Source organism: Agromyces sp. GXQ0307 (assembly GCF_044769845.1).
Taxonomy (GTDB): domain Bacteria; phylum Actinomycetota; class Actinomycetes; order Actinomycetales; family Microbacteriaceae; genus Agromyces.
Genome location: NZ_JBIZVY010000003.1, coordinates 336,886 through 363,621 on the forward strand (window position 1 = coordinate 336,886; position 26,736 = coordinate 363,621).

General features: G+C 69.9%; 15 protein-coding genes and 1 tRNA gene. 1 reads left to right on the forward strand and 15 read right to left on the reverse strand.

The window, feature by feature from the left end; all coding sequences use genetic code 11:
• Nucleotides 1-2 precede the first annotated feature (2 nt).
• The 8 genes from uvrA to ACIQH8_RS11675 all read right to left on the reverse strand — a co-directional run bounded on the left by uvrA (nt 3) and on the right by ACIQH8_RS11675 (nt 15,027).
• Nucleotides 3-2,894 (reverse strand): excinuclease ABC subunit UvrA, encoded by a 2,892-nt coding sequence (uvrA, locus tag ACIQH8_RS11640; protein ID WP_400998707.1) that lies wholly within the window; start codon nt 2,892-2,894, stop codon nt 3-5.
• Nucleotides 2,895-3,001: 107 nt separating this feature from the next.
• Nucleotides 3,002-5,065 carry an excinuclease ABC subunit UvrB gene (gene uvrB / locus ACIQH8_RS11645; RefSeq protein ID WP_400998711.1) on the reverse strand — a complete coding sequence of 688 codons (2,064 nt, stop codon included), beginning with the start codon at nt 5,063-5,065 and terminating at the stop codon, nt 3,002-3,004.
• A 57-nt stretch (nt 5,066-5,122) separates the two neighbouring features.
• Complete coding sequence (gene coaE / locus ACIQH8_RS11650; protein ID WP_400998714.1) at nt 5,123-5,740, reverse strand: dephospho-CoA kinase; 618 nt, start codon at nt 5,738-5,740, stop codon at nt 5,123-5,125.
• Between the two features lie 111 nt (nt 5,741-5,851).
• The gene (rpsA, locus tag ACIQH8_RS11655) at nt 5,852-7,300 is read right to left on the reverse strand and encodes a 30S ribosomal protein S1 (protein ID WP_400998717.1); all 1,449 of its coding nucleotides are present in this window, start codon (nt 7,298-7,300) and stop codon (nt 5,852-5,854) included.
• A 164-nt stretch (nt 7,301-7,464) separates the two neighbouring features.
• Nucleotides 7,465-9,129 (reverse strand): DUF885 domain-containing protein, encoded by a 1,665-nt coding sequence (locus ACIQH8_RS11660; protein ID WP_400998720.1) that lies wholly within the window; start codon nt 9,127-9,129, stop codon nt 7,465-7,467.
• 89 nt (nt 9,130-9,218) lie between these two features.
• Entirely contained in the window at nt 9,219-11,906 is a 2,688-nt protein-coding gene (gene polA, locus ACIQH8_RS11665; protein WP_400998723.1) for a DNA polymerase I, read from the reverse strand.
• Nucleotides 11,907-11,958: 52 nt separating this feature from the next.
• Nucleotides 11,959-14,325 (reverse strand): phosphoenolpyruvate synthase, encoded by a 2,367-nt coding sequence (gene ppsA, locus ACIQH8_RS11670; protein ID WP_400998726.1) that lies wholly within the window; start codon nt 14,323-14,325, stop codon nt 11,959-11,961.
• 96 nt (nt 14,326-14,421) lie between these two features.
• Nucleotides 14,422-15,027, reverse strand: a complete 606-nt coding sequence (locus ACIQH8_RS11675) for an ANTAR domain-containing response regulator (RefSeq protein WP_129233325.1) — start codon at nt 15,025-15,027, stop codon at nt 14,422-14,424.
• Between the two features lie 37 nt (nt 15,028-15,064).
• On the opposite strand from ACIQH8_RS11675, the gene ACIQH8_RS11680 reads away from it, so the two are divergent.
• Nucleotides 15,065-15,150: transfer RNA gene (locus tag ACIQH8_RS11680), tRNA-Leu, on the forward strand.
• Between the two features lie 87 nt (nt 15,151-15,237).
• On the opposite strand, the gene pyk is transcribed toward ACIQH8_RS11680, so the two are convergent.
• The 7 genes from pyk to trpC all read right to left on the reverse strand — a co-directional run bounded on the left by pyk (nt 15,238) and on the right by trpC (nt 26,734).
• Nucleotides 15,238-16,653: a pyruvate kinase gene (gene pyk, locus ACIQH8_RS11685; RefSeq protein ID WP_400998729.1), complete on the reverse strand. Its 1,416-nt coding sequence runs from the start codon at nt 16,651-16,653 to the stop codon at nt 15,238-15,240.
• Nucleotides 16,654-16,721: 68 nt separating this feature from the next.
• Complete coding sequence (locus ACIQH8_RS11690) at nt 16,722-18,179, reverse strand: glutamate synthase subunit beta (RefSeq protein ID WP_400998732.1); 1,458 nt, start codon at nt 18,177-18,179, stop codon at nt 16,722-16,724.
• Between the two features lie 50 nt (nt 18,180-18,229).
• Entirely contained in the window at nt 18,230-22,753 is a 4,524-nt protein-coding gene (gene gltB / locus ACIQH8_RS11695; RefSeq protein ID WP_400998735.1) for a glutamate synthase large subunit, read from the reverse strand.
• Between the two features lie 166 nt (nt 22,754-22,919).
• Nucleotides 22,920-23,909 (reverse strand): prolipoprotein diacylglyceryl transferase, encoded by a 990-nt coding sequence (lgt, locus tag ACIQH8_RS11700; RefSeq protein ID WP_400998737.1) that lies wholly within the window; start codon nt 23,907-23,909, stop codon nt 22,920-22,922.
• Between the two features lie 65 nt (nt 23,910-23,974).
• Complete coding sequence (gene trpA / locus ACIQH8_RS11705; protein WP_400998740.1) at nt 23,975-24,760, reverse strand: tryptophan synthase subunit alpha; 786 nt, start codon at nt 24,758-24,760, stop codon at nt 23,975-23,977.
• Complete coding sequence (gene trpB, locus ACIQH8_RS11710) at nt 24,757-25,962, reverse strand: tryptophan synthase subunit beta (protein ID WP_400998743.1); 1,206 nt, start codon at nt 25,960-25,962, stop codon at nt 24,757-24,759. The genes trpA and trpB overlap by 4 nt, the downstream gene beginning before the upstream one ends.
• A 1-nt stretch (nt 25,963) precedes the next feature.
• Complete coding sequence (gene trpC, locus ACIQH8_RS11715) at nt 25,964-26,734, reverse strand: indole-3-glycerol phosphate synthase TrpC (protein ID WP_400998746.1); 771 nt, start codon at nt 26,732-26,734, stop codon at nt 25,964-25,966.
• Nucleotides 26,735-26,736 lie beyond the last annotated feature (2 nt).

Below are 26,736 nucleotides of genomic sequence, written 5' to 3' on the forward strand. Positions count from 1 at the left end.
GTTCAGCTGGCGGCGACCGCCGGGCCGGCGGCAGCCTCGAAGATCTCGCGCAGGAAGTACCCGGTGTGACTCTCGTGGACCGCGGCGACCTGCTCGGGCGTGCCCGTCGCGACGACCTGCCCGCCCCCTGAGCCGCCCTCGGGCCCGAGGTCGATGATCCAGTCCGCCGACTTGATGACGTCGAGGCTGTGCTCGATGACGATCACCGTGTTGCCCTTGTCGACGAGCTTGCCGAGGACCTTCAGCAGCTTCCGCACGTCTTCGAAGTGCAGGCCGGTCGTCGGCTCGTCGAGCACGTAGACGCTGCGGCCGTTCGACCGACGCTGCAGCTCCGTCGCGAGCTTCACCCGCTGCGCCTCGCCGCCTGAGAGCGTGGTCGCGCTCTGGCCGAGCTGCACGTACCCGAGGCCGACGTCGACGAGGGTCTTGAGGTAGCGGTGGATCGCGGAGATCGGCTCGAAGAACTCGGCGGCCTCGCTGATCGGCATCTCGAGCACCTCGGCGATGTTCTTGCCCTTGTAGTGCACTTGGAGCGTCTCGCGGTTGTATCGCTGCCCACCGCACACCTCGCACGCCACGTAGACGTCGGGGAGGAAGTTCATCTCGATCTTGATGGTGCCGTCGCCCGAGCACGCCTCGCAGCGGCCGCCCTTGACGTTGAAGCTGAACCGCCCCGGCAGGTACCCGCGCGCCTTCGCCTCCGCCGTCTCGGAGAACAGTGTTCGGATGCGGTCGAAGACGCCGGTGTAGGTCGCCGGGTTCGATCGCGGCGTCCGGCCGATGGGCGCCTGGTCGACGTGCACGACCTTGTCGAGGTGCTCGAGACCACTCACGCGGCGATGCTTGCCCGGCACCTTGCGCGCCCCGTTCAGCCGGTTGGCGAGCACGCGGTACAGGATGTCATTGACGAGGGAGGACTTGCCCGACCCGCTGACACCGGTGACCGCGGTGAAGGTCCCGAGCGGGAAGTCGACGTCGACGCCGCGAAGGTTGTTCGCCTGCGCGCCCTCGACGCGGATGACCCGCGACGGGTCGATCGGGCGCCGCGTCGGCGGGATCGCGATCTCCTTGCGGCCGGCCAGGTAGTCGCCCGTGAGCGACCGGGTGTTCTTCATGAGGTCGGCGTAGCTGCCGCTGTGCACGACCGTGCCGCCGTGCACGCCCGCGCCCGGGCCGATATCGACGATCCAGTCGGCCGTGCGGATCGTGTCCTCATCGTGCTCCACGACGATCAGGGTGTTGCCGAGGTCGCGCAGGGCGACGAGCGTGTCGATGAGGCGGCGATTGTCGCGCTGGTGCAGGCCGATGCTGGGCTCGTCGAGTACGTAGAGCACACCGGTCAGGCCCGAGCCGATCTGGGTCGCGAGCCGGATGCGCTGCGCCTCGCCACCGGAGAGCGTGCCAGCGGCACGTGCCAGGTCGAGGTAGCTGAGCCCGACGCGGATGAGGAAGTCGAGTCGGAGCTTGATCTCGCGGAGCACCTGGGCCGCGATCGCCTGCTCGCGGTCGGTCAGCTCGAGGCGGTCCATGAACGCCCGCGCGTCGTGCAGGCTGAGCCGGCACACGTCGGCGATCGACGCCTCGTGGATCAGGACCGAGAGCACCTCGGGCTTCAACCGGTCGCCGTGGCAGACCGGACAGGGGATCTCGCGGAGGTACTCCGCCCAACGCGCGCGCTGCACATCGGTCTCGGCCTGGAGGTACTGCCGCTCGATGTAGGGCACGACGCCCTCGAAGCCGGAGGTGTAGCTCATCTCGCGCCCGTAGCGGTTTCGCCAGCGCACGCGCACCTCGAAGTTGTCGCCGCGCAGCACGGCGTGGCGAGCGTCGGCGTCCAACTCCTCCCACGGGGTGTCGAGCGAGAATCCGAGGTCGCGTGCCAGCCCGTCGAGCAGTTTCTCGTAGTAGTTGTAGAGGCTCTTGCCCTGCGAGGTCCACGGGAGGATGACGCCCTCGGCGATGCTGAGGGCCGGATCGCCGAGCAGCAGCTCCTCGTCGACCGACATGCGCGTTCCGAGCCCGGAGCACTCGGGACACGCGCCGAACGGGGCGTTGAACGAGAAGGTCCGAGGCTCGATCTCGGTGAGCGCGATCGGGTGCTGGTTCGGGCAGCTGAGCTTTTCGGAGAAGGTCTGCCACGCGGCATCCCCCTCGCGATCGACGTAGTTGACCTGTACGAGTCCGTCGGTGAGACGCAGCGCCGTCTCGAGCGAATCGGTGAGTCGACCGAGGATGTCGTCGGAGGCGACGAGGCGGTCGATCACGACCGAGATGTCGTGCTTGACCTGCTTCTTCAGCTTCGGCGCCTCGTCGAGGCGGATGAGTTCGCCGTCGACCACGGCTCGCGAGTAGCCCTGCCCGGAGAGCTCGCGGAACAGGTCGACGAACTCTCCCTTCTTCTGCGACACGACAGGGCTCAGAACCTGGAACCGGGTGCCCGCCTCGAGTTCCATGAGCCGGTCGGCGATCTGCTGCACCGTTTGCCGCTGGATCCGTTCGCCGCAGACGGGGCAGTGCGGCACGCCGATGCGCGCCCAGAGCAGGCGCATGTAGTCGTAGATCTCGGTGATCGTGCCGACCGTCGACCTCGGGTTGCGGTTGGTGGACTTCTGGTCGATCGACACGGCGGGGCTGAGCCCCTCGATGAAGTCGACGTCGGGCCGATCGACCTGCCCGAGGAACTGCCTCGCGTATGCGGAGAGCGACTCGACGTAGCGGCGCTGGCCCTCGGCGAAGATCGTGTCGAACGCGAGGGACGACTTGCCGGACCCCGAGAGCCCGGTGAACACCACCATCGCGTCGCGAGGGATCTCGACGTCGACGTCGCGCAGGTTGTGGACGCGTGCCCCGCGGACACTCAGGCGCGAATGGGCATCGAGACGTGAAACTGGCACCCTACGAGTCTACGAACGGCCTCCGACACTCTCGCCGCGAGCACACCTGCTGAGAGCGAACACACGTTCGATTCCCAGTCGGATGCCTCGTGGCCCGCGTCGCATGATCAGCCCAGGTGGCCCGCCTTCTCCATCTGCCGCAGCTCGCGTTTCAACTCGGACACCTCGTCGCGCAGGCGGGCCGCGAGCTCGAACTTCAACTCGCCCGCGGCCTCGAGCATCTGGTCGTTGAGGTCGCGGATGAGCTCCTCGAGGTCGTTCGCTCCGGCCGCGGCGATGCCGTCGCGCCGCATCGGGACCGGCGAGGTCCTGCGCCCGTCGCGGCCGGCGAGGAGTGCGGCGGTGTCGGCCTCCTCGCGCGCGAGGACCTCGGTGATGTCGGCGATCCGCTTGCGGAGCGGCGTCGGGTCGATGCCGTTCACGCGGTTGTACTCGATCTGCCGGTCGCGCCGCCGGTTCGTCTCGTCGATCGCGAGCTGCATCGACTCGGTCATCACGTCGGCGTACATGTGCACCTGGCCGGAGACGTTGCGGGCCGCTCGACCGATCGTCTGGATGAGCGAGGTCGACGACCTCAGGAAGCCCTCCTTGTCGGCGTCGAGGATCGCCACGAGCGACACCTCGGGCAGGTCGAGCCCCTCGCGGAGGAGGTTGATGCCCACGAGCACGTCGTAGACGCCCGCACGCAGTTCCGTCAGGAGTTCGACGCGCCGGAGCGTGTCGACGTCGGAGTGCAGGTATCGCACGCGCACGCCGGCCTCGGTCAGGAAGTCGGTGAGCTCCTCCGCCATCCGCTTCGTGAGCGTCGTGACGAGCACGCGCTCGTCGCGCTCGGCCCTGGCCCGGATCTCCTCGAGCAGGTCGTCGATCTGGCCCTTGCTCTGCTTCACCACGATCTCGGGGTCGACGAGGCCCGTCGGACGGATGATCTGCTCGACGACGCCGTCGGCGATGCCCATCTCGTACCTGCCGGGCGTCGCCGAGAGGTACACGGTCTGGCCGACCCGGTCCTTGAACTCGTCCCACTTCAACGGTCGGTTGTCGAGGGCGCTCGGCAGGCGGAAACCGTGCTCGACGAGCGTGCGCTTGCGCGACGCGTCGCCCTCGTACATCGCGCCGATCTGCGGAACGGTGACGTGCGACTCGTCGATGACGACGAGGAAGTCGTCGGGGAAGTAGTCGAGGAGGCAGTGCGGCGCCTCGCCGGGTGCCCTCCCGTCGATGTGGCGCGAGTAGTTCTCGATGCCCGAGCAGAAGCCGATCTGCTCCATCATCTCGAGATCGAACGTCGTCCGCATGCGGAGCCGCTGCGCCTCGAGGAGCTTCCCCTCGCGCTCGAGCTCCTGCAGCCGCTCGTCGAGCTCGTCGCGGATCGTGCCGATCGCCCGCTGCATGACGTCGACGCTCGCGACGTAGTGCGACGCAGGGAACACCGGCACCGCGTCGAGCTTCGCCACGACCGTTCCGGTCAGCGGATGCAGGCTGTGCAGCGCCTCGATCTCGTCGCCGAACATCTCGATGCGGATCGCGTGCTCCTCGTACACCGGGATGATCTCGATCGTGTCGCCACGGACGCGGAAGGTGCCGCGCGAGAAGTCGACGTCGTTGCGCTGGTACTGCATCGAGACGAACTTGCGGATGAGCCAGTCGCGGTCGACCCGCTGCCCGACCTGCAGCGGCATCATGGCGCTGAGGTACTCCTCGGGCGTGCCGAGGCCGTAGATGCACGAGACCGTCGAGACCACCACGACATCGCGCCGACTGAGCAGCGAGTTCGTCGTCGAGTGCCGCAAACGCTCCACCTCGGCGTTGATCGACGAGTCCTTCTCGATGAAGGTGTCCGTCTGCGGCACGTACGCCTCGGGCTGGTAGTAGTCGTAGTACGAGACGAAGTACTCCACGGCATTGTTCGGCATGAGTTCCCGGAACTCGTTCGCGAGCTGTGCGGCGAGCGTCTTGTTGTGCGCGAGCACGAGCGTCGGCCGCTGGACCTGCTCGATCAGCCAGGCCGTCGTGGCGGACTTGCCCGTGCCGGTCGCACCGAGCAGCACGACGTCGGTCTCGCCCGCGTTGATTCGCGCTGCGAGGTCGGCGATCGCCTGGGGCTGGTCGCCGCTCGGCGCATACTCGCTGACGACCTCGAACGGGCGCACGGAACGGGTCGACTGCATGGATCCGAGTCTAGGTCGGCCCACCGACAGGCGAGCCGGGTACGCCGAGGGCGTACGTCAGGCGTGCTCGGCGCGTCTCGCCCGGTCGATGTCGACCCACAGCGCGTCGGCCTGGCTCACGGTGTGCGCGATCGTTCCGCCGGTGTCGATGACGACGTCCGCCACCGCACGTCGCTCCTCATCGCTCACCTGGGCGTCGACTCGGGCCTCGGCCTGGATGGGATCGAATCCGCGTTCCTCGACGAGTCGCTTGACCTGCGCGCGCTTCGGCGCGCTCGTCACGACGACGAGGTCGAACGGGTGGTCGACCTGCGCCTCGACGAGGAGCGGCACGTCGTAGACGACGACCGCATCCGGGTCGTCGGCCTCGGCCTTCGCGATGAGCTTCGCGGACAACTCCCGCACGGCTGGATGCACGATCGCGTTCAGCCTGGCTCGCGCGTCATCGTCCCGGAACACGAGTTCACCCAGTCGCTGCCGGTCGAGCGTCCCGTCGGACCTCCGGACATCCTCTCCGAACGCGGCGACGATCTCCTCCAGGCAGGTCGTGCCAGGTTCGACGACGCGACGCGCGAGCTGGTCGGCGTCGATGTGGATGGCGCCGTGCTCGACGAGTCGACGCGCAACGGTGGACTTGCCCGACGCGATGCCGCCGGTGAGACCGATCAGATACACGAGGTCCACTCTACGGGTGGTCGGGCGGCGCACCCGGACGACGGAAGGCCGGCCCCCGAGGGGACCGGCCTTCCGTGTGCCGTTCGCGCGGCGCGACGCCGCGCGACTCGATCAGTTGCTCGAGAGCTTCTCGCGCAGCGCCGCCAGCGAGGCGTCGTCGGCGAGGGTGCCCGCACCGGCCGAGTCGCTGGAGTACGACGAGGTGCCCGACGAGAACGAGTCGTCCGACGTCTGCGCCGCGAGCGAGGCCGCGACCTGCTTCTTGTGCGCCTCCCAGCGAGCCTGGGCCGCAGCGTACTCCTGCTCCCACTTCTCGCGCTGGGCCTCGAAGCCCTCGCGCCACTCGTTGGTCTCCGGGTCGAAGCCCTCGGGGTACTTGTAGTTGCCCTGCTCGTCGTACTCGGTGAGCATGCCGTAGAGCGCCGGGTCGAACTCGGTGCCCTCGGGGTCGACGCCGTCGTTCGCCTGCTTGAGCGAGAGCGAGATGCGGCGACGCTCGAGGTCGATGTCGATGACCTTGACGAAGACCTCCTCGCCCACCGAGACGACCTGCTCGGCCAGCTCGACGTGGCGGCCGGACAGCTCCGAGATGTGCACGAGGCCCTCGATGCCGTCCGCGACGCGGACGAACGCACCGAACGGGACGAGCTTCGTGACCTTGCCCGGGGTGACCTGGCCGATCGCGTGCGTGCGCGCGAAGACCTGCCACGGGTCCTCCTGGGTCGCCTTGAGCGAGAGCGAGACGCGCTCGCGGTCGAGCTCGACGGAGAGCACCTCGACGGTGACCTCCTGGCCGACCTCGACGACCTCGGACGCGTGCTCGATGTGCTTCCACGAGAGCTCCGAGACGTGGACGAGACCGTCGACGCCACCGAGGTCGACGAACGCACCGAAGTTGACGATCGACGAGATGACGCCCTTGCGGATCTGGCCCGGGTGGAGGTTCTGCAGGAAGGTCGAGCGCGACTCCGACTGGGTCTGCTCGAGGAGGGCGCGACGCGACAGGACCACGTTGTTGCGGTTCTTGTCGAGCTCGAGGATCTTCGCCTCGATCTCCTGGCCGAGGTACGGCGTGAGGTCGCGGACTCGGCGCAGCTCGATGAGCGACGCGGGCAGGAAGCCGCGGAGGCCGATGTCGACGATGAGGCCGCCCTTGACGACCTCGATGACCGAGCCGGTGACGACGCCGTCGTTCTCCTTGATCTTCTCCACGTCGCCCCACGCGCGCTCGTACTGCGCGCGCTTCTTCGACAGGATCAGACGGCCTTCCTTGTCCTCCTTCTGGAGAACGAGGGCCTCGACGGTGTCGCCGACCTCGACGACCTCGCTGGGGTCGACGTCGTGCTTGATGGAAAGTTCGCGCGAGGGGATGACACCCTCGGTCTTGTAGCCGACGTCGAGGAGGACCTCGTCGCGGTCGATCTTCACGACGGTGCCCTCGATGAGGTCGCCGTCGTTGAAGAACTTGAGCGTCTTCTCGACCGCGGCGAGGAAATCGTCAGCAGATCCGATGTCGTTGATCGCGACCTGCTTGGGCGCCTTGGTCGTTGCGGTTGTCATGTAGTGGATGCTCCGAATGGACAGTATCGGGCCCGACGCGGGAAGAGCGGTGTCTTTGGTTGGTCCGCGACGGGCAGGCGGACAGGATTGTCACACGAGTGACACTCCATCCTAGCCGCTCGCGGCAGCACCGAGCAACCCGGGCGTGTCGCGCCATTCCGCCGTCACGCCGCCAACGCACCCCGCAGCGTGTCGAGCCCGACCCCGCCGAGCGAGAGCGCCCGACGGTGGTATTCGCGGATGTCGAAAGCCTGCCCGTCGCGCCGGCGCACGTCGTCGCGCAGCTGCTCCCAGATACGCTGCCCGACCTTGTACGACGGCGCCTGTCCGGGCCAGCCGAGGTAGCGGTGCACCTCGAACCGCACGAACTCCGGCGGCATGTTGACGTTCCGGCCCATGAACTCGAACGCGTACTCCCCCGTCCACACACCGTCGCCGTCGGGACGCCGCTTGCCGAGGTGCACGCCGATGTCGAGCACGACGCGCGCTGCGCGCATCCGCTGCCCGTCGAGCATGCCGAGCCGGTCCGCCGGGTCGTCGAGGTATCCGAGCTCCTGCATGAGCCGCTCGGCGTACAGCGCCCACCCCTCGGCGTGTCCCGACGTGCCGGCGAGCTGTCGGCGCCAGGTGTTCAGCTGCCGCCGGTTCACGACGGCCTGCCCGATCTGGAGGTGATGACCGGGTACACCCTCGTGGTACACCGTGGTCTTCTCGCGCCAGGTGTCGAATTCGGTGACGCCCTCGGGCACCGACCACCACATGCGCCCGGGCCGCGTGAAGTCGTCGCTCGGACCCGTGTAGTAGATCCCGCCCTCCTGGGTCGGCGCGATGCGGCACTCGAGCGTGCGGATCTCCTCCGGGATGTCGAACTGGGTCGCTCCGAGCTCGGCGACCGCGCGGTCGCTGGTCTCCTGCATCCACCGCTGCAGCGCATCGGTGCCGACGAGCTTGCGCGCCGGGTCGGATTCCAGGTGCGCGACCGCCTCCTCGACGCTCGCCCCCGGGAGGATGCGGTTCGCGACGGCCTCCTGCTCGGCGACCATCCGGGCGAGCTCATCGATCCCCCACTCGTACGTCTCGTCGAGGTCGATCACCGCCCCGAGGAAGTGACGCGACCGGAGCGCGTACAACTCCCGGCCGACCGCGTCGGCCTCGCCGGCGCGCGGCGCGAGTTCGCCCTCGAGGAACTCGGCGAGCCGGCCGTAGGCGGATGCCGCCTGCGCGGCTCCGGCGTCGAGGTCGCGTCGCAGCGACTCGCCGACCACCGTGCCCGCGCCGCCGACGAAGGCGGCGAAGAAGCCGTCGGTCCGCGCGTGCCGGCGCGCCTGGACGGCGACCTCGTGGACCTGGCGGACGGCCGGCACGGTGTCCCGTTCGATCCCGAGCCGCAGCGTCTCGATGTACCCGTCGATCGCGTCGGAGACCGCGCCGAGCCGCGCCGAGATCCGCGCCCAGTCCTCCTCGGATGCAGTGGGCATCAGGTCGAAGACCTCGCGGATCTCCTGTGCGGGGCTCGCGATGACGTTGAGGTCGCGCAGGTGCAGGCCGGCCGCATCCGCCTCGAGGTCGAGCCCGAGCTCGCTGCCCAGGTCGACCACCGTGATCCGGTCCACGTCATCTGCGGGGTTCGCAGCCTGGAGCGCCGCTCGCGTCGCCCGGACGGCCGCGATGCGGGCCTCATGGCCGTCGGGCGAGAGGTCCGGAAGCCGGTGGTCCTGCTCGGTGCGGCCGATGTAGGTGCCGACGGTGGGGTTCAGCTCGACGATCGTGTCGACCCACTCCTCGGCGATCCGGTCGACATCGGTGGGAGTGCGGTCTTCGGTGGCCATGACGGCGAGCCTAGACGAGCGGATGCCGCGACCGCGAAGCCGCGAGGACGCCTCGGGTCCGAGCGCAGCGGGGGGCATCGGCACCGGGCTCAGTGGGCCGCGTCCTCCCAGTCCCGACCGCGGCCGACCTGCACGTCGAGCGGCACCAGCAACTCCGCGGCATGCGACATCCGGTCGTGCACGAGGGCCTCGAGCTCGTCGCCCTCGCCCGCCGCGACCTCGAAGATGAGCTCGTCGTGCACCTGCATGAGCATGCGCGAGCGGAGCTCGCGCTCGCGCAGCTCGCGCTCCACGCCGATCATCGCGAACTTCATGATGTCGGCGGCGGAACCCTGGATCGGGGCGTTGAGCGCGGCACGCTCGGCGTTCTCGCGCAGCACGCGGTTCGGGCTGTTCAGGTCGGGGAACGGACGGCGTCGGCCGAAGATCGTCTCGGTGTACCCGTCGAGCTTCGCCTGGGCGACAACCCCGCGCAGATAGTCGCGAACCGCGCCGAAGCGCTCGAAGTAGTCCTTCATCAGCTGCGTCGCCTCGGCGCGATCGATGCGCAACTGCTTCGACAGGCCGAACGCGCTCAACCCGTACGCGAGCCCGTACGACATGGCCTTGACCTTCGTGCGCATGAGCGGCGTGACCTCGGCCGGGTCGACGTCGAAGATGCGCGCGCCCACGAACCGGTGCAGGTCCTCGCCGGAGTGGAAGGCCTCGATGAGCCCCGGATCCTCCGACAGATGCGCCATGATCCGCATCTCGATCTGCGAGTAGTCGGCCGTCAGCAGCTCCACGTAGTCGGCGCCGTGCGTGAAGGCCGAGCGGATGCGCCGACCCTCCTCGGTGCGGACCGGGATGTTCTGGAGGTTCGGGTCGGTCGACGAGATGCGGCCGGTCGTGGTCCCGACCTGCACGTAGCTCGTGTGCACACGGCCGTCGGACTGGATCGACCGGTCGAGCGTCTCGACGATCTGCCGGAGCTTGGTCGCGTCGCGGTGTTCGAGGAGGAGGCCGAGGAACGGGTGGGGGTTCGTCTCCTGCAGGTCGGCGAGCGCCCCCGCATCGGTCGAGTAGCCCGTCTTGGTGGCCCGCGTCTTCGGCATGCCGAGCTGCTCGAACAGCACCTCCTGGAGCTGCTTCGGCGATCCGAGGTTCACCTCGCGGCCGATCTCGTCGTACGCCGACTGCGCGAGCGCGGCCGCACGCTCACCCAGCTGGCCCGAGAGCTCGGCGAGCTTCTCGTGCTCGACCGTCACGCCGCGGAGCTCCATCTCTGCGAGGACCCCGACGATCGGGATCTCGATGTCGGCGAGGACGCGCCGCGACCCCTCGGACAGCGCCGCGAGGACCTGCGGGGCGACCCGCAGCGAGTACCAGGCGAACTCCGACGCCCCGGCCGTGCTGTCGGCGTCGGGGACCAGCTGCGACGGGTCGGCCATGGGAACGGTCTCGCCGAGGTAGCGGGAGACGAGATCGACGAGGTCCTTCTCCGCGAGGCTCGGGCGGACGAGCCATCCGGCGATGAGCGTGTCGACGACGAGTCCGTCGAAGGGCAGAGCCGATCGACGCAGCGCCTTGAGCTGGGGCTTCGCATCGGTCATGACCTTCGGAGCGTCGCTCGCGAGCCACGCCTCGAACGGCTCGAGCTCGACCGAACCGGCCACCCAGTCGAGCCGCACGCTCTCGGTCGTGCTCGCGATGCCTGCGCCGATCACCCGGCCGTCGAGCACCTCGAAGCTGAGTCCGAGGCCGGCGGGCTCGGCCGCCGTCGCCCGTGCGAACCACGCGGCGAGTTCGTCGCCCCGAAGGGCCTGCGGGACCGGGGCGACCGCCGCCGCCTCGGCCTCGGCGGACAGCGCAGCGGTACCGTCGGCCGTCAGCCCGTTCGACTCGGCCGCCATCTTGGTGACGCGCTCGAGCAGGGTCTTGAACTCGAGCCGGTCGAACAGCTCGCGGACCGCGGCTTCGTCCATCGGCTGCGCCGCGAGGTCGGGGAGCTCGACGTCGAGGTCGAGATCACGCACGAGGCGGTTGAGCCGACGGTTGCGCACCGCATTCTCGCGCTCGCGGCGCAGGTTGTCGCCGACGACGCCCTTGATCTCGTCGATGTGCTCGAGGATGCCGTCGAGGCTGCCGTACAGGCCGAGCCACTTGACCGCCGTCTTCTCGCCGACCTTCGTGATGCCCGGCAGGTTGTCGCTCGTCTCCCCGACGAGCGCAGCGACGTCGGGGTACTGCTCGGGACGGACCCCGTAGCGCTCGAGCACGGCATCGGAGTCGTAGCGCTTCAGCTGCGAGACCCCCTGCACGTTGGGGTAGAGCAGCGTGACGTCGTCGTCGACGAGCTGGATCGTGTCGCGATCACCGGAGACGACGAGCACGTCGAACCCCTCGGCCGCGCCACGCGTGGCCAGCGTGGCGAGGATGTCGTCGGCCTCGAAGTCCTCCTTCTCGAGCACGGTGATCCGCATGGCGCGCAGCGCCTCCTTCAGGAGGCCGATCTGCCCCTTGAACTCGTGCGGCGTCTCGCTGCGGTTGGCCTTGTACTCCGTGTACTCGCGCGTGCGGAACGACTGGCGCGACGTGTCGAAGGCGACGGCGAGGTGCGTGGGCCGCTCGTTGCGCAGCAGCATGAGCAGCATCGACAGGAAGCCGTGGATGGCGTTCGTGTGCTGACCGTCTCGGGTGCTGAAGCTGTCGACGGGGAGCGCGTAGAAGGCGCGGTAGGCCAGCGAGTGGCCGTCGACGACGAGCAGGGTGGGCTTCACGGGGGTGGGGTCGGGCACCCGACAAGACTACAAGCGGGCACCGACACCGACCCCTCCCGCCGTCGGGGCCTCAGTGGGCTCGCGCGCCCCGCGCGGCATCGAGGAGGATCCGCCGCTCCGCGGCCGCGACCACCCTGCGGGTGCGCTCCGCGGCATCCGGATTGACCGAGATCGAGTCGATGCCGAACCGCACGAGGTGCTCGGCGAACGCCGGATCGTTCGAGGGCGCCTGGCCGCAGAGGGACGACGTGATGCCGGACGCGCGGCACGCCGTGACGATGCGCTCGATCGCGTCCAGGACCGCGGCGTCGGACTCGTCGAAGAGCTCGGCGCAGATCTCGGAGTCGCGGTCCACGCCGAGCATGAGCTGCGTGAGGTCGTTCGAACCGATCGAGACGCCGTCGATGCCCATGGCCGCGTACTCGGGGATCCGGTAGACCACCGACGGCACCTCGGCCATGACCCATCGCCTGAGGCCGCGCTGGCGACCGAGCGGGCTCGCGTCGACGAGTTCGAGGCACGCCTCCAGTTCCCACCGCGTGCGCACGAACGGCAGCATGACGTGCAGGTTCGGCGTCTCCTCGCGCACCCTGGCGAGGAGCTCGAGCTCGAGGGCGAAGAGCTCGGGCTCCTTCACGTATCGGTACGCGCCGCGGTAGCCGATCATCGGATTGTTCTCCTGCGGCTCGAAGCGATCGCCGCCCTCCAGGCCGCGGAACTCGTTCGTGCGGAAGTCGATCGTGCGGTACACGACGGGCCGGCGCCCGAACGCGCGCGTCACCGCGAGCAGCGACTCGGTCATACGGCGGACGAATTCGTCGCGCTCGCCGCGCGCGAGCATCTCGCGGGGATGGAGTCCCCCGAGCGCGTCGGTGATCATGAACTCGGCCCGCAGCAGACCCACACCGTCGACCTCGAGCGCCGCGACGTCCGCCGCGCGTTCCGCGATCGCGAGGTTGACGTAGAGCTTCGTCGCGAGCGACTCGCGTTCGGCGGAGGCTCCGGAGGTCGGCACGGCCCGCGCGGTCGTGACCGCGGGGGCGGATGACGCGGCCCCCGCGGCATCCGCCCCTTCGATCACCTCGCCCTTCGCACCGTCGACCGTCACCAGTTCGGCGTCGCGGAGCACCGTCGTCGCGGTCCGCGCCCCGACGACCGCAGGGACGCCGAGCTCGCGCGCGACGATCGCGGCATGGCAGGTCATGCCGCCGCCGTCGGTCACGACCGCGGCCGCGCGACGCATGGTCGGGACCCAGTCGGGATTGGTCATCGGGGCGACGAGGATCTCGCCCGCCTGCAACCGGCCGCCGTCCTCGGGCTCCTGGAGGATGCGGACGCGCCCCGAGACGCGCCCCGGGGCGGCGGCGAGGCCCCGCAGCAGCACGGTCCCCGCCGGCGCGGTGCCCGCCGGCGCGGTGCCCTCGACGGACGGACTGCTCGTCCCTCCCGCCGTCGGCGTCGAGCCACCGCCGAGCGTCGTGACCGGCCGGGACTGCAGCATCCAGAGGCGCCCTCGGGAGTACGCCCACTCGGTGTCCTGCGGCTCTCCGTAGTGCGCCTCGACCCGGAGCCCGAGCGCGGCGACCTCGAGCACCTCCTCGTCGCTGAGCACGCGTCCGTCCGCCTGCTCGGGTCCGAGTTCCTCACGCTCCACGGTCCCGCCCGAACCCGGCACGAGTCGATGCGTCTGACGCCCGACGCGCACCGAGATGAGGCGCGGCCCGTCCTTCGCGACGACGTACGTGTCCGGCTCGACGGCGCCGGAGACGACGACCTCGCCGAGGCCGAGCGCGGCCTCGATCACCAGGCGGTCCCGGGCGCCGGTCGACGGATCGACCGTGAACATGACGCCGGACCGATCGGAGGGAATCTGCGTCTGCACGACGACGGCGAGCTCGGGCTCCTCGTCCATCCCCTGGCTCGCGCGGTAGGAGATGACCCGGTCGCCGTACAGCGACGCCCAGCAGTCCCGGACCCGAGCGATCAGGTCCTCGTCACCGAGGACGTTGTTGTACGTCTCGTGCATCCCGGCGAACGAGGTGCCCTCGGCATCCTCGGACGTCGCGGACGAACGGACCGCCACGGGGAGCCGGTCACCCAGGCGGTGGTACTCGTCGAGGATCGCGGCACGCACGTCGTCCGGCACCGCGACGGTGCCGACCGTCTCGCGCAGTGCCGCGGCCGCGGCCGCGAGGGCGGCAGGGTCGTTGACCGTCTCCGCCGCCGCGCGGAACCGCTCGAGCAGCTCCGCGCGGACGCCGGCGGCGGAGACCGCGCGGAGGTACGCCTCGGCGGTCACCACGAATCCGGGCGGGATCGGCAGGCCCGCGGAGGTCATCTCCCCGAGGTTCGCCCCCTTGCCGCCGACGGTCGGGGCATCGCCGAGGCGGACCTCCTCGAACCGGCTGACCAGCTTGGACGTCGCGTCGTGCAGCATGTGCGCACCCCTCGTTCCGAATGGAACCGGGCCGTCACGGCCCGGGATACACCACACACTCCCCCGCGGGTCGATTCCCGCCTAGGGCCGGAGGACCTACTTCTTGGGCGCGAGCTGCTCGATGATCGCCTGCGAGACGTCCTTCATCGTCAGGCGACGATCCATCGAGGCCTTCTGGATCCAACGGAACGCCTCGGGCTCGGTGAGTCCCATCTTCTCGTTCAGCAGGCCCTTCGCACGGTCGACCAGCTTGCGGGTCTCGAATCGCTCGACCAGGTCGCCGACCTCGGCCTCGAGCGCGATGATCTGCGCGTGGCGGGCCAGGGCGATCTCGATCGCGGGCAGCAGGTCGTTGGGGGTGAACGGCTTGACGACGTACGCCAGCGCGCCCGCCTCGCTCGCACGCTCGACGAGTTCCTTCTGGCTGAACGCGGTCAGGAGCACGACCGGGGCGATGTGGCCCTTCGAGAGTCGCTCCGCCGCAGAGATGCCGTCGAGTTGGGGCATCTTCACGTCCATGATGACCAGGTCGGGCCGCAGCTCGGTCGCGAGCTGGACCGCGGTCTCGCCGTCGCCGGCCTCGCCGACCACCTCGTAGCCGTTGTCGCGCAGGATCTCGACGATGTCGAGGCGGATGAGCGATTCGTCCTCCGCGACCACGACGCGACGCGGTGCCGGCTGGGTGTCTTCGGTGTCTGTCACGCTGGAAAGCCTACGGTATTCTGGCCGGGGCCCTGAGGCCGGTGTGGCGGAATGGCAGACGCGGAGCACTCAAAATGCTTTGCCCGAAAGGGCGTGTGGGTTCGACCCCCACCACCGGCACCACGCGGTCGGATCCCGTGATCGGCATGCCCCCGGACACGCCGAACGGCCCGGCCGCTGCACGCGACCGGGCCGTCGGGACGGATCGGGTCAGAGCACCTCGCCGACGACATGCACGCGCACGTCGTTCGTGGTGCCGGGGATGCCGGGGGGCGACCCGGAGATGATCACGATCTTCTCGCCGGCCTCGGCCTTCCCGGTCTTCCCGAGGACCTCGTCGACCTGACCGACCATCTGGTCGGTGTGGGTCACCGGCGCGACGACGAACGACTCCACGCCCCAGTTGAGCGCCATGCGGCGACGGATCTCGGGGTACGGCGTGAACGCCAGGATCGGGATGGTGCTGCGCAGGCGCGACATCCGTCGCACCGACTCACCCGTCTCCGTGAACACGCACAGGTACTTGGCCTCGACGAAGTCCGCGACCTCGACCGCGGCGAGCGTGATCGCCCCGGCCTGCGTGCGCGGCTTCGTGCCGAGCGGGGCGATCCGGTGCAGGCCGTGCTGCTCCGTCGACTCGATGATGCGCGCCATGGTCTTCACGGTCTGCACCGGGTACTCGCCGACGCTCGTCTCGCCGGAGAGCATGACGGCGTCCGCGCCATCGAGGATCGCATTCGCGACGTCCGATGTCTCGGCGCGGGTCGGCACGGGCGCGTGGGTCATCGACTCGAGCATCTGCGTGGCCACGATGACCGGCTTGGCCAGTCGCCGCGCGATCTCGATCGCCCCCTTCTGCACGATCGGCACGGCCTCGAGCGGCAGCTCGACGCCGAGGTCGCCACGAGCGACCATGATGGCGTCGAACGCCTCGATGATCTCCTCGAGCGCCTCCACGGCCTGCGGCTTCTCGATCTTGGCGATGACCGGCAGCCGGCGACCCTCCTCCGCCATGATCTGGTGCACGCGTTCGATGTCGCGCGCGTTCCGGACGAACGACAGCGCGATGAGGTCGGCGCCGAGCTTCAGCGCCCAGCGCAGGTCGGCCTCGTCCTTCTCCGACAGGGCCGGCACGTTCACGGCGACGCCCGGCAGGTTGATGCCCTTGTTGTTCGACACCGGACCGGCGACGACCACCTTCGTGGTCACGGTCGTGCCGTCCGTGTCGAGGACCTCGACACGCACCTTGCCGTCGTCGATGAGGAGGTGGTCGCCCGCCTCGACGTCGTGCGGCAGTCCCTTGAACGTGGTGCCGACGATCTCCTTCGTTCCGAGAATGTCCTCGGTCGTGATCTTGAAGATGTCGCCCTCGGCGAGCTCGTGCGGCCCGTCGGCGAACTTCCCGAGGCGGATCTTCGGACCCTGGAGGTCGACGAGCACGGCCACCGCTCGACCGGAGTCGTTCGCCGCCTTCCGGACGTTCTGGTAGACCCCCTCGTGCACGTCGTAGCTGCCGTGGCTGAGGTTCATGCGCGCCACGTCGACGCCGGCATCGATGATCGCGCGGATCTGCTCGTAGCTCGATGTCGCCGGCCCGAGGGTGGCGACGATCTTCGCTCTTCTCATGTGGTGTGTGCTCCAGGGGTTACGCGCCGAAGCGCTGGATCGGGGTCTGCAGGCGCCGACGGCGCCGGTCACACGGCGAAGGCTCGCGCCGTCGCGGGGATGGGGCTCGGCAGCTGCGTCTCACCTTCAAGGTACCGGTCGACGGATGCCGCCGCAGCCCGGCCCTCGGCGATGGCCCACACGATGAGCGACTGCCCGCGGCCGGCATCGCCGGCGACGAACACGCCGGGCTCCTCGGTGGCGTAGTCGGCCTCGCGCGCGAAGTTGCCGCGGTCAGTGGCACGGAGCCCGAGCTGGTCGTGCGCCGCCTCGGTCTCCGGGCCGGTGAACCCGAGCGCCAGGAGGACGAGGTCGGCGGGGATCTCGCGCTCGGTGCCCGCCTTCGGCACGCGGCGCCCGTCGAGGTACTCGGTCTCGGCGACCCGGATGGCGCGCACCTCGCCGACCTCGTTGGCGAGGAACTCGACCGTGGAGGCGAGGTACTGGCGCTGCCCGCCCTCCTCGTGGGCGCTCTGCACCTCGAACACGTTCGGGTGCATCGGCCAGGGCTGCTCGGCCGAGCGGGTCGCGCTCGGCTGCTTGCCGATCGCGAGGTTCGTGACCGACAGCGCGCCCTGGCGGTGGGCGGTGCCGATGCAGTCCGCGCCGGTGTCGCCTCCGCCGAGGACCACGACGTGCTTGCCCTCGGCGCTGATCTGGTCGAACACGTCGTCGCCCGCGACCACCCGGTTCGACTGCGTGAGGTACTCCATGGCGAAGTGCACGCCCGGCAGGTCGCGACCCGGGATCGGCAGGTCTCGGGGCACGAGCGCGCCCGTGGCGACCACGACGGCGTCGTAGCGCCGGCGGAGCTCGTCCCACGCGAGGTCGACACCGATCTCGACACCTGCCCGGAAGCGGGTGCCCTCGGCCGTCATCTGCGCGAGGCGCTGCTCGAGGTGCTTCTTCTCCATCTTGAAGTCGGGGATGCCGTAGCGGAGCAGCCCGCCGATGCGGTCGTCGCGCTCGTAGACGGCGACGGTGTGCCCGGCACGGGTGAGCTGCTGGGCGGCCGCGAGGCCCGCCGGACCGGAGCCCACGACCGCGACGGTCTTCCCGGTGAGGCGGCCGGGCGGCTGCGGCTGCACCCATCCGCTCCCGAACGCCTGGTCGATGATCGAGACCTCGACCTGCTTGATCGTCACCGCCGGCTGGTTGATCCCGAGGACGCACGCCGACTCGCACGGGGCGGGGCAGAGCCGACCGGTGAACTCCGGGAAGTTGTTCGTCGCGTGCAGCCGCTCGATCGCGGCGCGGCCCTCGCCGCGCCACATCAGGTCGTTCCACTCGGGGATCAGGTTGCCGAGCGGGCAGCCCTGATGGCAGAACGGGATGCCGCAGTCCATGCATCGCCCGGCCTGGCGTCTGAGCTGGGCTGAGTCGCCCTGCTCGTAGACCTCTTTCCAGTCCATGATGCGCACCGGGACGGGGCGACGCTTGGGAAGCTCCCGCTCGGTGACCTTCAGAAAGCCCTTCGGGTCAGCCACCCGTCACCTCCATGCAGTCGATCGGAACCGTGCGGCCGTGCGCCTGGCGCTCAGCCACCGGTCACCTCCAGGATCCGGCTCCACACCACGTCGCCGTCGGGGTCGAGGCCCTCGTCGACGGCGCTCTGCCGGGTCCGGAGGACCGCGGCGTAGTCGCGCGGGAGCACCTTCGTGAATCGGTCGAACGCGGCGTCGCCCTCGGCGAGCAGTCTCGCGGCGACCGCGGAATCGGTGTGCTCGAGGTGCTGCTCGAGCAGGTCGCGGACGATCTCGTGATCGGCGCTGCCGAGCTCGTGGAGCTCGAGCTCGCCGCTCGAGAGCGACTCGCGGTTGACCTTCGCCTCCGCGAGGTCGAGCACGTAGGCCGTGCCGCCCGACATCCCGGCACCCAGGTTCCGCCCCGTCGGACCGAGGATCAGGGCGAGCCCGCCGGTCATGTATTCCAGCGCGTGGTCGCCGACGCCCTCGACGACGGCGGTCGCCCCCGAGTTCCGGACGAGGAAGCGCTCCCCCACGATGCCGCGGATGAACATGCTGCCCTGCGTCGCGCCGTAGCCGATCACGTTGCCGGCGATCACGTTGCGCTCGGCGATGAATCCGGCCTCACGCGACGGCCGCACGATGATCTGGCCGCCCGAGAGGCCCTTGCCGACGTAGTCGTTCGAGTCTCCCTCGAGGCGCAGGCGGATGCCGCTCGGCAGGAACGCGCCGAACGACTGGCCGGCGCTGCCGGTCAGCGTCACGTCGATCGAGGCCTCGGGGAGGCCCTGCGCGCCGTGGCGCACGGTGACCTCGTGGCCGAGCATCGTTCCGACGGCACGCTCGGTGTTGCGGATCGGCAGCTCGATCTCGACCCGCCCGCCCTGCTCGAGCACGAGGGCGCTGCGCCGGATGAGCTCGTTGTCGAAGTGCTCGTCGAGCTCGTGGTCCTGCGACCGGCCGTTGCGACGCGGCTCGGCGTCGGAGAAGTCCGGGCCGACGAGCACGGGCGTGAGGTCGAGGCCGGAGGCCTTCCAGTGGCTCACCGCGCGCTCGACGTCGAGGAGCTCGCGTCGCCCGATGATCTCGTCGAGCGACCGGTATCCGAGCTCGGCGAGGTACTCGCGCACCTCCTGGGCGATGAACTCGAAGAAGTTCACGACGAACTCCGGCTTGCCCGTGAACCGCTTGCGCAGCTCGGGGTTCTGGGTCGCGACGCCGACCGGGCACGTGTCGAGGTGGCAGACGCGCATCATCACGCAGCCCTCGACGACGAGCGGAGCGGTGGCGAAGCCGAACTCCTCGGCCCCGAGCAGCGCACCGATCACGACGTCGCGACCGGTCTTGAGCTGTCCGTCGACCTGCACGACGACGCGGTCGCGCATGCCGTTCAGCATGAGCGTCTGCTGCGTCTCGGCGAGGCCGAGCTCCCAGGGCGTACCCGCGTGCTTCAGCGAGTTCAGCGGGCTCGCGCCGGTGCCGCCGTCGTGCCCCGAGACGAGGATGACGTCGGCGAGGGCCTTCGCGGTGCCGGCAGCGACGGCGCCGATACCGGACTGGCTCACGAGCTTGACGTGCACCCTCGCACCGGGGTTGGCGCGCTTGAGGTCGAAGATCAGCTGCTTGAGGTCTTCGATGGAGTAGATGTCGTGGTGCGGCGGCGGCGAGATGAGCCCGACGCCCGCCGTCGCGTGCCGCGTGCGAGCGACCCACGGGTAGACCTTCGTCGGGGGCAGCTGCCCACCCTCGCCCGGCTTGGCGCCCTGCGCGAGTTTGATCTGGATGTCGTCGGCATGCGTGAGGTACATGCTCGTCACGCCGAACCGGCCCGACGCCACCTGCTTGATCGCACTGCGCCGCTCCGGGTCGAGCAGGCGGTCCAGGTCCTCGCCGCCCTCCCCCGTGTTCGACTTCGCGCCGAGGCGGTTCATGGCGATCGCGAGGGTCTCGTGCGCCTCCTTCGAGATCGATCCGTAGCTCATCGCGCCGGTCGAGAAGCGCCTGACGATCGACTCGACCGGCTCGACCTCGTCGATCGGCACGGCCGGGCGCACCCCGGTGCGCAGCGCGAACATGCCGCGGAGCGTCATGAGCTGCTCCGCCTGCGTGTCGACCATGTCGGTGTACTCGCGGAAGACGTCGTAGCGGCGGTTCCGCGTCGAGTGCTGGAGGCGGAAGACCGTCTCGGGGTTGAAGAGGTGCGGCGAGCCGTCGCGACGCCACTGGTATTCGCCGCCGGTCTGCAGGCGCTCGTGCGCCCGCACCGCGACATCCGCCGGGTAGGCCACCGCGTGCCGCGAACGGTTCTCGGCCGCGATGACGTCGATGCCGACGCCGCCGAGCTTCGAGGTCGTGCCCGTGAAGTACTCGTCGATGAACTCCTGCGAGAGCCCGACGGCCTCGAAGGCCTGGGCGCCCGCATACGACGCGATGGTCGAGATGCCCATCTTCGACATGATCTTCAGCACGCCCTTGCCGAGCGCGGTGATGACGTTGCGCACCGCCTGCTCGGGGGTGATCCCCGTGAGGACGCCCGAGCGCACGAGCTCCTCGCACGTCTCCATGGCGAGGTACGGGTTCACGGCCGACGCGCCGTAGCCGACGAGGAGCGCCACGTGGTGCACCTCGCGGACGTCACCCGCCTCGACCACGAGGCCGACCTTCATGCGGGTCTCGGACCGGATGAGGTGATGGTGCACGGCCGAGAGCATGAGCAGCGACGGGATCGGCGCGAGGTCCTTCGTGGTGTCGCGGTCGCTCAGGACGATGAACGACGCGCCCTCCTCGATCGCCTCGTCGACCTCGCGGCAGAGCTCGTCGATCCGGACACGGAGGCCCGCGTCGCCCTCGTCGACGCGATACAGCCCGCGGAGCGTGCGCGCGGCACGCGCCCCCGAGGGTGCGGTCATGTGCACGATCTTCGCCAGCTGGTCGTTGTCGATGACCGGGAAGTCGAGCGAGACCTGCCGCGCGTGCTCGGCACCCTCGGCGAGCAGGTTCCGCTCCGGACCGAGGGAGGTCGAGAGCGAGGTCACGACCTGCTCGCGGATCGAGTCGAGCGGCGGGTTCGTCACCTGGGCGAACTGCTGGGTGAAGTAGTCGAACAGCAGTCGCGGGCGCTGCGAGAGCACCGCGATCGGGGTGTCCGATCCCATCGCGCCGATCGGTTCCTGCCCCGCCTTCGCCATGGGCGCGAGGAGGACCTTCACCTCCTCCTCGGTGTACCCGAAGGTGCGCTGTCGTCGGTTCACCGACGCCGGCGGGTGCACGATGTGCTCGCGTTCGGGCAGGTCGGCGAGGCGGATGCGACCCTCGTCGAGCCATTCCTGCCAGGGGGCGGATGCCGCAAGCTCGGCCTTGATCTCGTCGTCCTCGATGAGGCGACCCGCCTCGGTGTCGACGAGGAACATGCGACCCGGCTGCAACCGGCCCTTGCGGACCACACGACGCTGCGGGAGGTCGATCACGCCGATCTCGCTCGCGAGGACCACCAGCCCGTCGTCGGTCACGAGGTAGCGGCCCGGACGCAGGCCGTTCCGGTCGAGCGTCGCGCCGACGAGAGTGCCGTCGGTGAACACGATCGCCGCCGGGCCGTCCCACGGCTCCATGAGCATCGAGTGATAGTCGTAGAACGCCCGCCGTGCGGGGTCGATCTCGGTCTGCTTCTCCCACGCCTCCGGCACCATCATCATGACGGCGTGCGGAAGGCTCCGACCGGCGAGCGTGAGCAGTTCGACGACCTCGTCGAAGGAGGCCGAGTCGCTCGCACCCGGCGTGACGACGGGCATGACCGGCGCGAGGTCGCCGAGCACCTCGGACTCGAGCTGCGACTGGCGCGCGCGCATCCAGTTGCGGTTGCCCTGGATCGTGTTGATCTCGCCGTTGTGCGCGATCATCCGGAACGGCTGCGCGAGCGGCCACGACGGGAAGGTGTTCGTCGAGTAGCGCGAGTGGACGAGCGCGAGCTTGGACGCGAAGCGCTCGTCGGAGAGGTCGGGGTAGAACGGCTCGAGCTGGAGCGTCGTGACCATGCCCTTGTAGACGAGGGTGCGGCTCGACAGCGATGCGAAGTAGAGCTCCAGCTCGCGCTCGGCGCGCTTGCGCAGCCGGAACGTCAGGCGGTCGAGTGCGATGCCCGTGACGTGCGCGCCCTCCGAGGTCGTCGCGGAGCTCCGGACGAAGAGCTGCTGGACGACCGGCATCGCCGCACGCGCGAGCGTTCCGAGCTCGTCCGGTCGGACGGGGACCTCGCGCCATCCGATGACCTCGAGCCCCTCGGAACCGGCGATGCGCCGCAGTTGCTGCTTGACCTGGCTCCGCGCGGTGGGGTCGACGGGGAGGAAGGCGTTGCCGACCGCGTACGCACCGGCCTCGGGGAGCGGGAAGTCCGCGACCTCTCGGAGGAATGCGTCCGGCACCTGCGTGATGATCCCTGCGCCGTCGCCCGTGCCCGCGTCGGAACCGACCGCACCGCGGTGCTCGAGGTTCCGCAGCGCGTCGAGCGCCGCAGTGATGATGTCGTGCCCGGCGGTGCCGCGCAGCGTGGCGACCATCGCGAGCCCGCAGGCGTCCTTCTCGTCGGCAGGGTCGTACATGCCCTGTGCGGGCGGAGTCAGACCGAACCTGGCGTGGGGAGGGGGAAGCGACACGTTGGACCGTCCTCGGTATCTCGGTGGCAACGGGGACGTCGTCGGCCCACGATGGAGGATTCGCAGCGCGAGGTGCGGCGCAGCGATGGGGAACGCGGTTTCGGCGTGGCCCCTATTCGGAGGCCGGGCGGCTCGAGCTTGTGGCAGCCGGCTCGCCGTGTGCGTTCTCGCCCTCGACGCCATCGTCGAGAGAGTCGGTGTCGGACTCGGTGTCGTCAGAGTCTACCTCAGCATCCGCGGGCACCCATTCACGCCCCGGACGGTACACGCTCGTCTCGATTCCGGTGTGCCGACGGCTCTGGACGATGATGATCACGATCCCGATGAGGATCGCCGCGAACGACGCCCACACGTTCGAGCGGATGCCGAGGAACATCTCGCTCGGGTCGACGCGGATCGTCTCGAAGACGGCCCGACCCGCGCCGTACCAGATGAGGTAGGCGCCGAACATCTTGCCCCAGCGGAGGCGGAACGCACGCTCGAGTGCGAGGAGGACCACGACGCCGAGGAGGTTCCACACGATCTCGTACAGGAAGGTCGGGTGGAAGAGCGTGCCCTCGGGCAGTCCTGCGGGGAACGCCGCGTTGTCGGCCTCGATCTCGAGGCCCCACGGGAGATCGGTCGGCCAGCCGAAGAGCTCGTGGTTGAACCAGTTGCCGAGGCGCCCGATCGCCTGCGCGACGAGGAGGCCGGGAGCGAGCGCGTCGGCGAACGACCAGAAGCGGAGGCCCGTGAGGCGGCACGCGATGATGACGCCGACCGCGCCGCCGATGAGCGAGCCGTAGATGGCGTTGCCGCCCTCCCAGATCGCGAACACCTTCCACCACTCCTGGCCGGCGAAGTAGTCGTCAGGGTGCGTGAACACGTGGTAGAGCCGGGCGCCGATGATGCCGAGCGGCACCGCCCACAGGACGACGTCGAGCACGATCCCCGGCTCGGCACCCCGCTTGGTGAGTCGGCGCGACGTGATGATCGTGGCGAGGATGATGCCCGCGAGGATGCACAGGGCGTACATCTGGATGTTGAGCGTGAGCCCGAAGATCGGGATCTCCAGCGTGCGCCACGCCGGGTCGGGGCTCGGGATGCTGAGCGGTGCGATCACGCCGGGCTCTGCCTTTCGTCGATGCTGCGGGAGGCGCCGTGAGGGGCGGCCCCGACGAGACTACTTCACTGTCGGACGGTGCCGCGCGCGAGCTCCGCCGCGAGCGTGCCGGCGGCGGCGACGCCGCCGTCGGCGAGCGCCTTCACGAGCGCCGAGCCGACGATCGCGCCCTCGGCGTACTCGAGCACCTCGGCGACCTGCGCGGCCGTCGAGATGCCGACGCCGACGCAGCTGGCCGGCGATCCCGCCTCACCGAGGCGGGCGACGAGCGTCCGGGCGGCGCGGTCGACGTCGCTCCGCGCCCCGGTGATGCCCATCGTCGAGACCGCGTACACGAACCCGCGGCTCGCATCGATCGTGGCGCGCAGCCGCGCGTCGGTCGAGGTCGGAGCCGCGAGGAACACGCGGTCGAGCCCGGTGCGCTCGGATGCCGCGATCCAGTCGGCCGCCTCGTCGGGGATGAGATCGGGCGTGATGAGTCCCGCACCCCCGGCGGCGGCCAGGTCGTCGGCGAAACGGTCGACGCCGTACTGCACGACGGGGTTCCAGTAGGTCATGAGGAGCACCGGGGCATCCACGCGCTCGGTGACGCGGCGCACCCCCTCGAAGCCGTGCGCGAGCCGGAAGCCGTTCGCGAGCGCCTGCTGCGTGGCGGCCTGGATCACGGTGCCGTCCATGACGGGATCGGAGTAGGGAAGGCCGAGCTCGAGCACGTCGACGCCGTTCTCGACGAGCGCGACGGCGGCGTCGACGCTCTCGTCGAGCGTCGGGAAGCCGACGGGCAGGTAGCCGATCAGCGCGCCGGCGGCCTCCTCGTTCCTCCGTGCGATGACGGGGCCGACGTTCCTCACTGCTCGCCTCCGTCGTACAGTCCGAAGTAGCGGGCAGCGGTGTCCATGTCCTTGTCGCCGCGCCCGGACAGGTTCACGAGGATCGTGGCGTCCCGTCCGAGCTCGTTGCCGAGTTCGATCGCACCCGCGAGCGCGTGCGCCGACTCGATCGCCGGGATGATGCCCTCGGTGCGCGTCAGCAGTCGAAGGGCCTGCATGGCCGCGTCATCCGTCACCGCACGGTACGTCGCACGGCCGAGCGCGGCGAGCCAGGAGTGCTCCGGGCCGACGCCCGGGTAGTCGAGGCCCGCTGAGATCGAGTGCGACTCGATCGTCTGGCCGTCCTCGTCCTGCAGGAGGTAGCTGCGCGCGCCGTGCAGGACGCCCGGTCGGCCCTTGGAGATGGTCGCGGCGTGACGCGGCGTCTCCACACCCTCGCCCCCGGCCTCGAAGCCGTACAGCGCCACGTCGGCGTCGTCGAGGAAGGCGTGGAAGATCCCGATCGCGTTCGACCCGCCGCCCACGCATGCCGCGACGGCGGTCGGCAGCGAGCCGGTCAGGTCGAGCACCTGCTGGCGCGCCTCCTCGCCGATGATCTTCTGGAAGTCGCGCACCATCTCGGGGAACGGGTGCGGACCCGCGACCGTGCCGAAGATGTAGTTCGTCGTCTCGACGTTCGTGACCCAGTCGCGCATCGCGTCGTTGATCGCGTCCTTGAGCGTGCGCGATCCGGTCTTCACCGCGATCACCTCGGCGCCGAGCAGCCGCATACGCGCCACGTTGAGGGCCTGACGCTCGGTGTCGACCTCGCCCATGTAGATCGTGCAGTCGAGCCCGAAGAGCGCGGCGGCGGTGGCGGTCGCGACGCCGTGCTGGCCGGCGCCCGTCTCGGCGATGACGCGCTGCTTGCCGATGCGCTTGGTGAGCAGCGCCTGGCCGAGCACGTTGTTGATCTTGTGGGAGCCCGTGTGGTTGAGGTCCTCCCGCTTCAGGATGACCCGGGCGCCGCCCGCGTGCTCCGCGAAGCGGGGAACCTCGGTGATGATCGAGGGTCGGCCCGTGTAGCTGCGACCGAGCTCGGCGAGCTCCTCGCCGAACGCCGGGTCGAGCTTCGCGAGCGTGTACGCCTCCGAGAGTTCGTCGAGGGCCGCGACGAGCGACTCGGGCACGAAGCGCCCGCCGAACTCGCCGAAGTAGGGACCGGTCTGGGCACGAAGGGCCATGTCACACCGCCAGGAATGCAGAGAGGTTCGAGATGGGGTCGCCCGTGACCAGCGCCTCGCCCACGAGAACGGCGTCGGCGCCCGCGGAGCGGTAGTGCGCGACATCCGCCGCCGACTGCACGGCCGACTCGGCGACCTTGATCGCGTCTGCGGGGAAGCGGTCTGCGATGCGGCCGAAGAGGTCGCGGTCGAGCTCGAAGGTGGTGAGGTCTCGGGCGTTCACGCCGATGAGCTTCGCGCCGAGCTGCGCGGCGCGATCGAGCTCATCGGCGGAGTGCGTCTCGACGAGGGCCGTCATGCCGAGCTCGGTGATGAGCCCGTACAGCTCGGCGAGCGTCGCGTCGTCGAGCGCGGCGACGATGAGGAGCACCATGTCGGCACCGGCGGCGCGCGCCTCGAAGACCTGGTACGCCGTCGCGATGAAGTCCTTGCGGAGGACGGGCAGCGACACCGCCGCCCGCACCGATTCCAGGTCGGCCAGGGATCCTCCGAACCTCCGGCCCTCGGTGAGCACGCTGATGGCGCTCGCACCGCCGAGTTCGTAGGTGCGGGCGAGCGCGGCGGGGTCGTCGATCGCGGCGAGCGAGCCGCGTGACGGGCTCGAGCGCTTGATCTCTGCGATGACCTTCACACGGTCGGCGGGGGCGAGGGCGACGAGCGCGTCGAGCGCGTCGGGGCGCGCGAGGGCCGCGGCCTCGACCTCGGCCATCGGGCGATCGGCGCGGCGCGCCTCGGCGTCGGCGACCGCGTTCGCGGTGAGCTCGGCGAGCACGC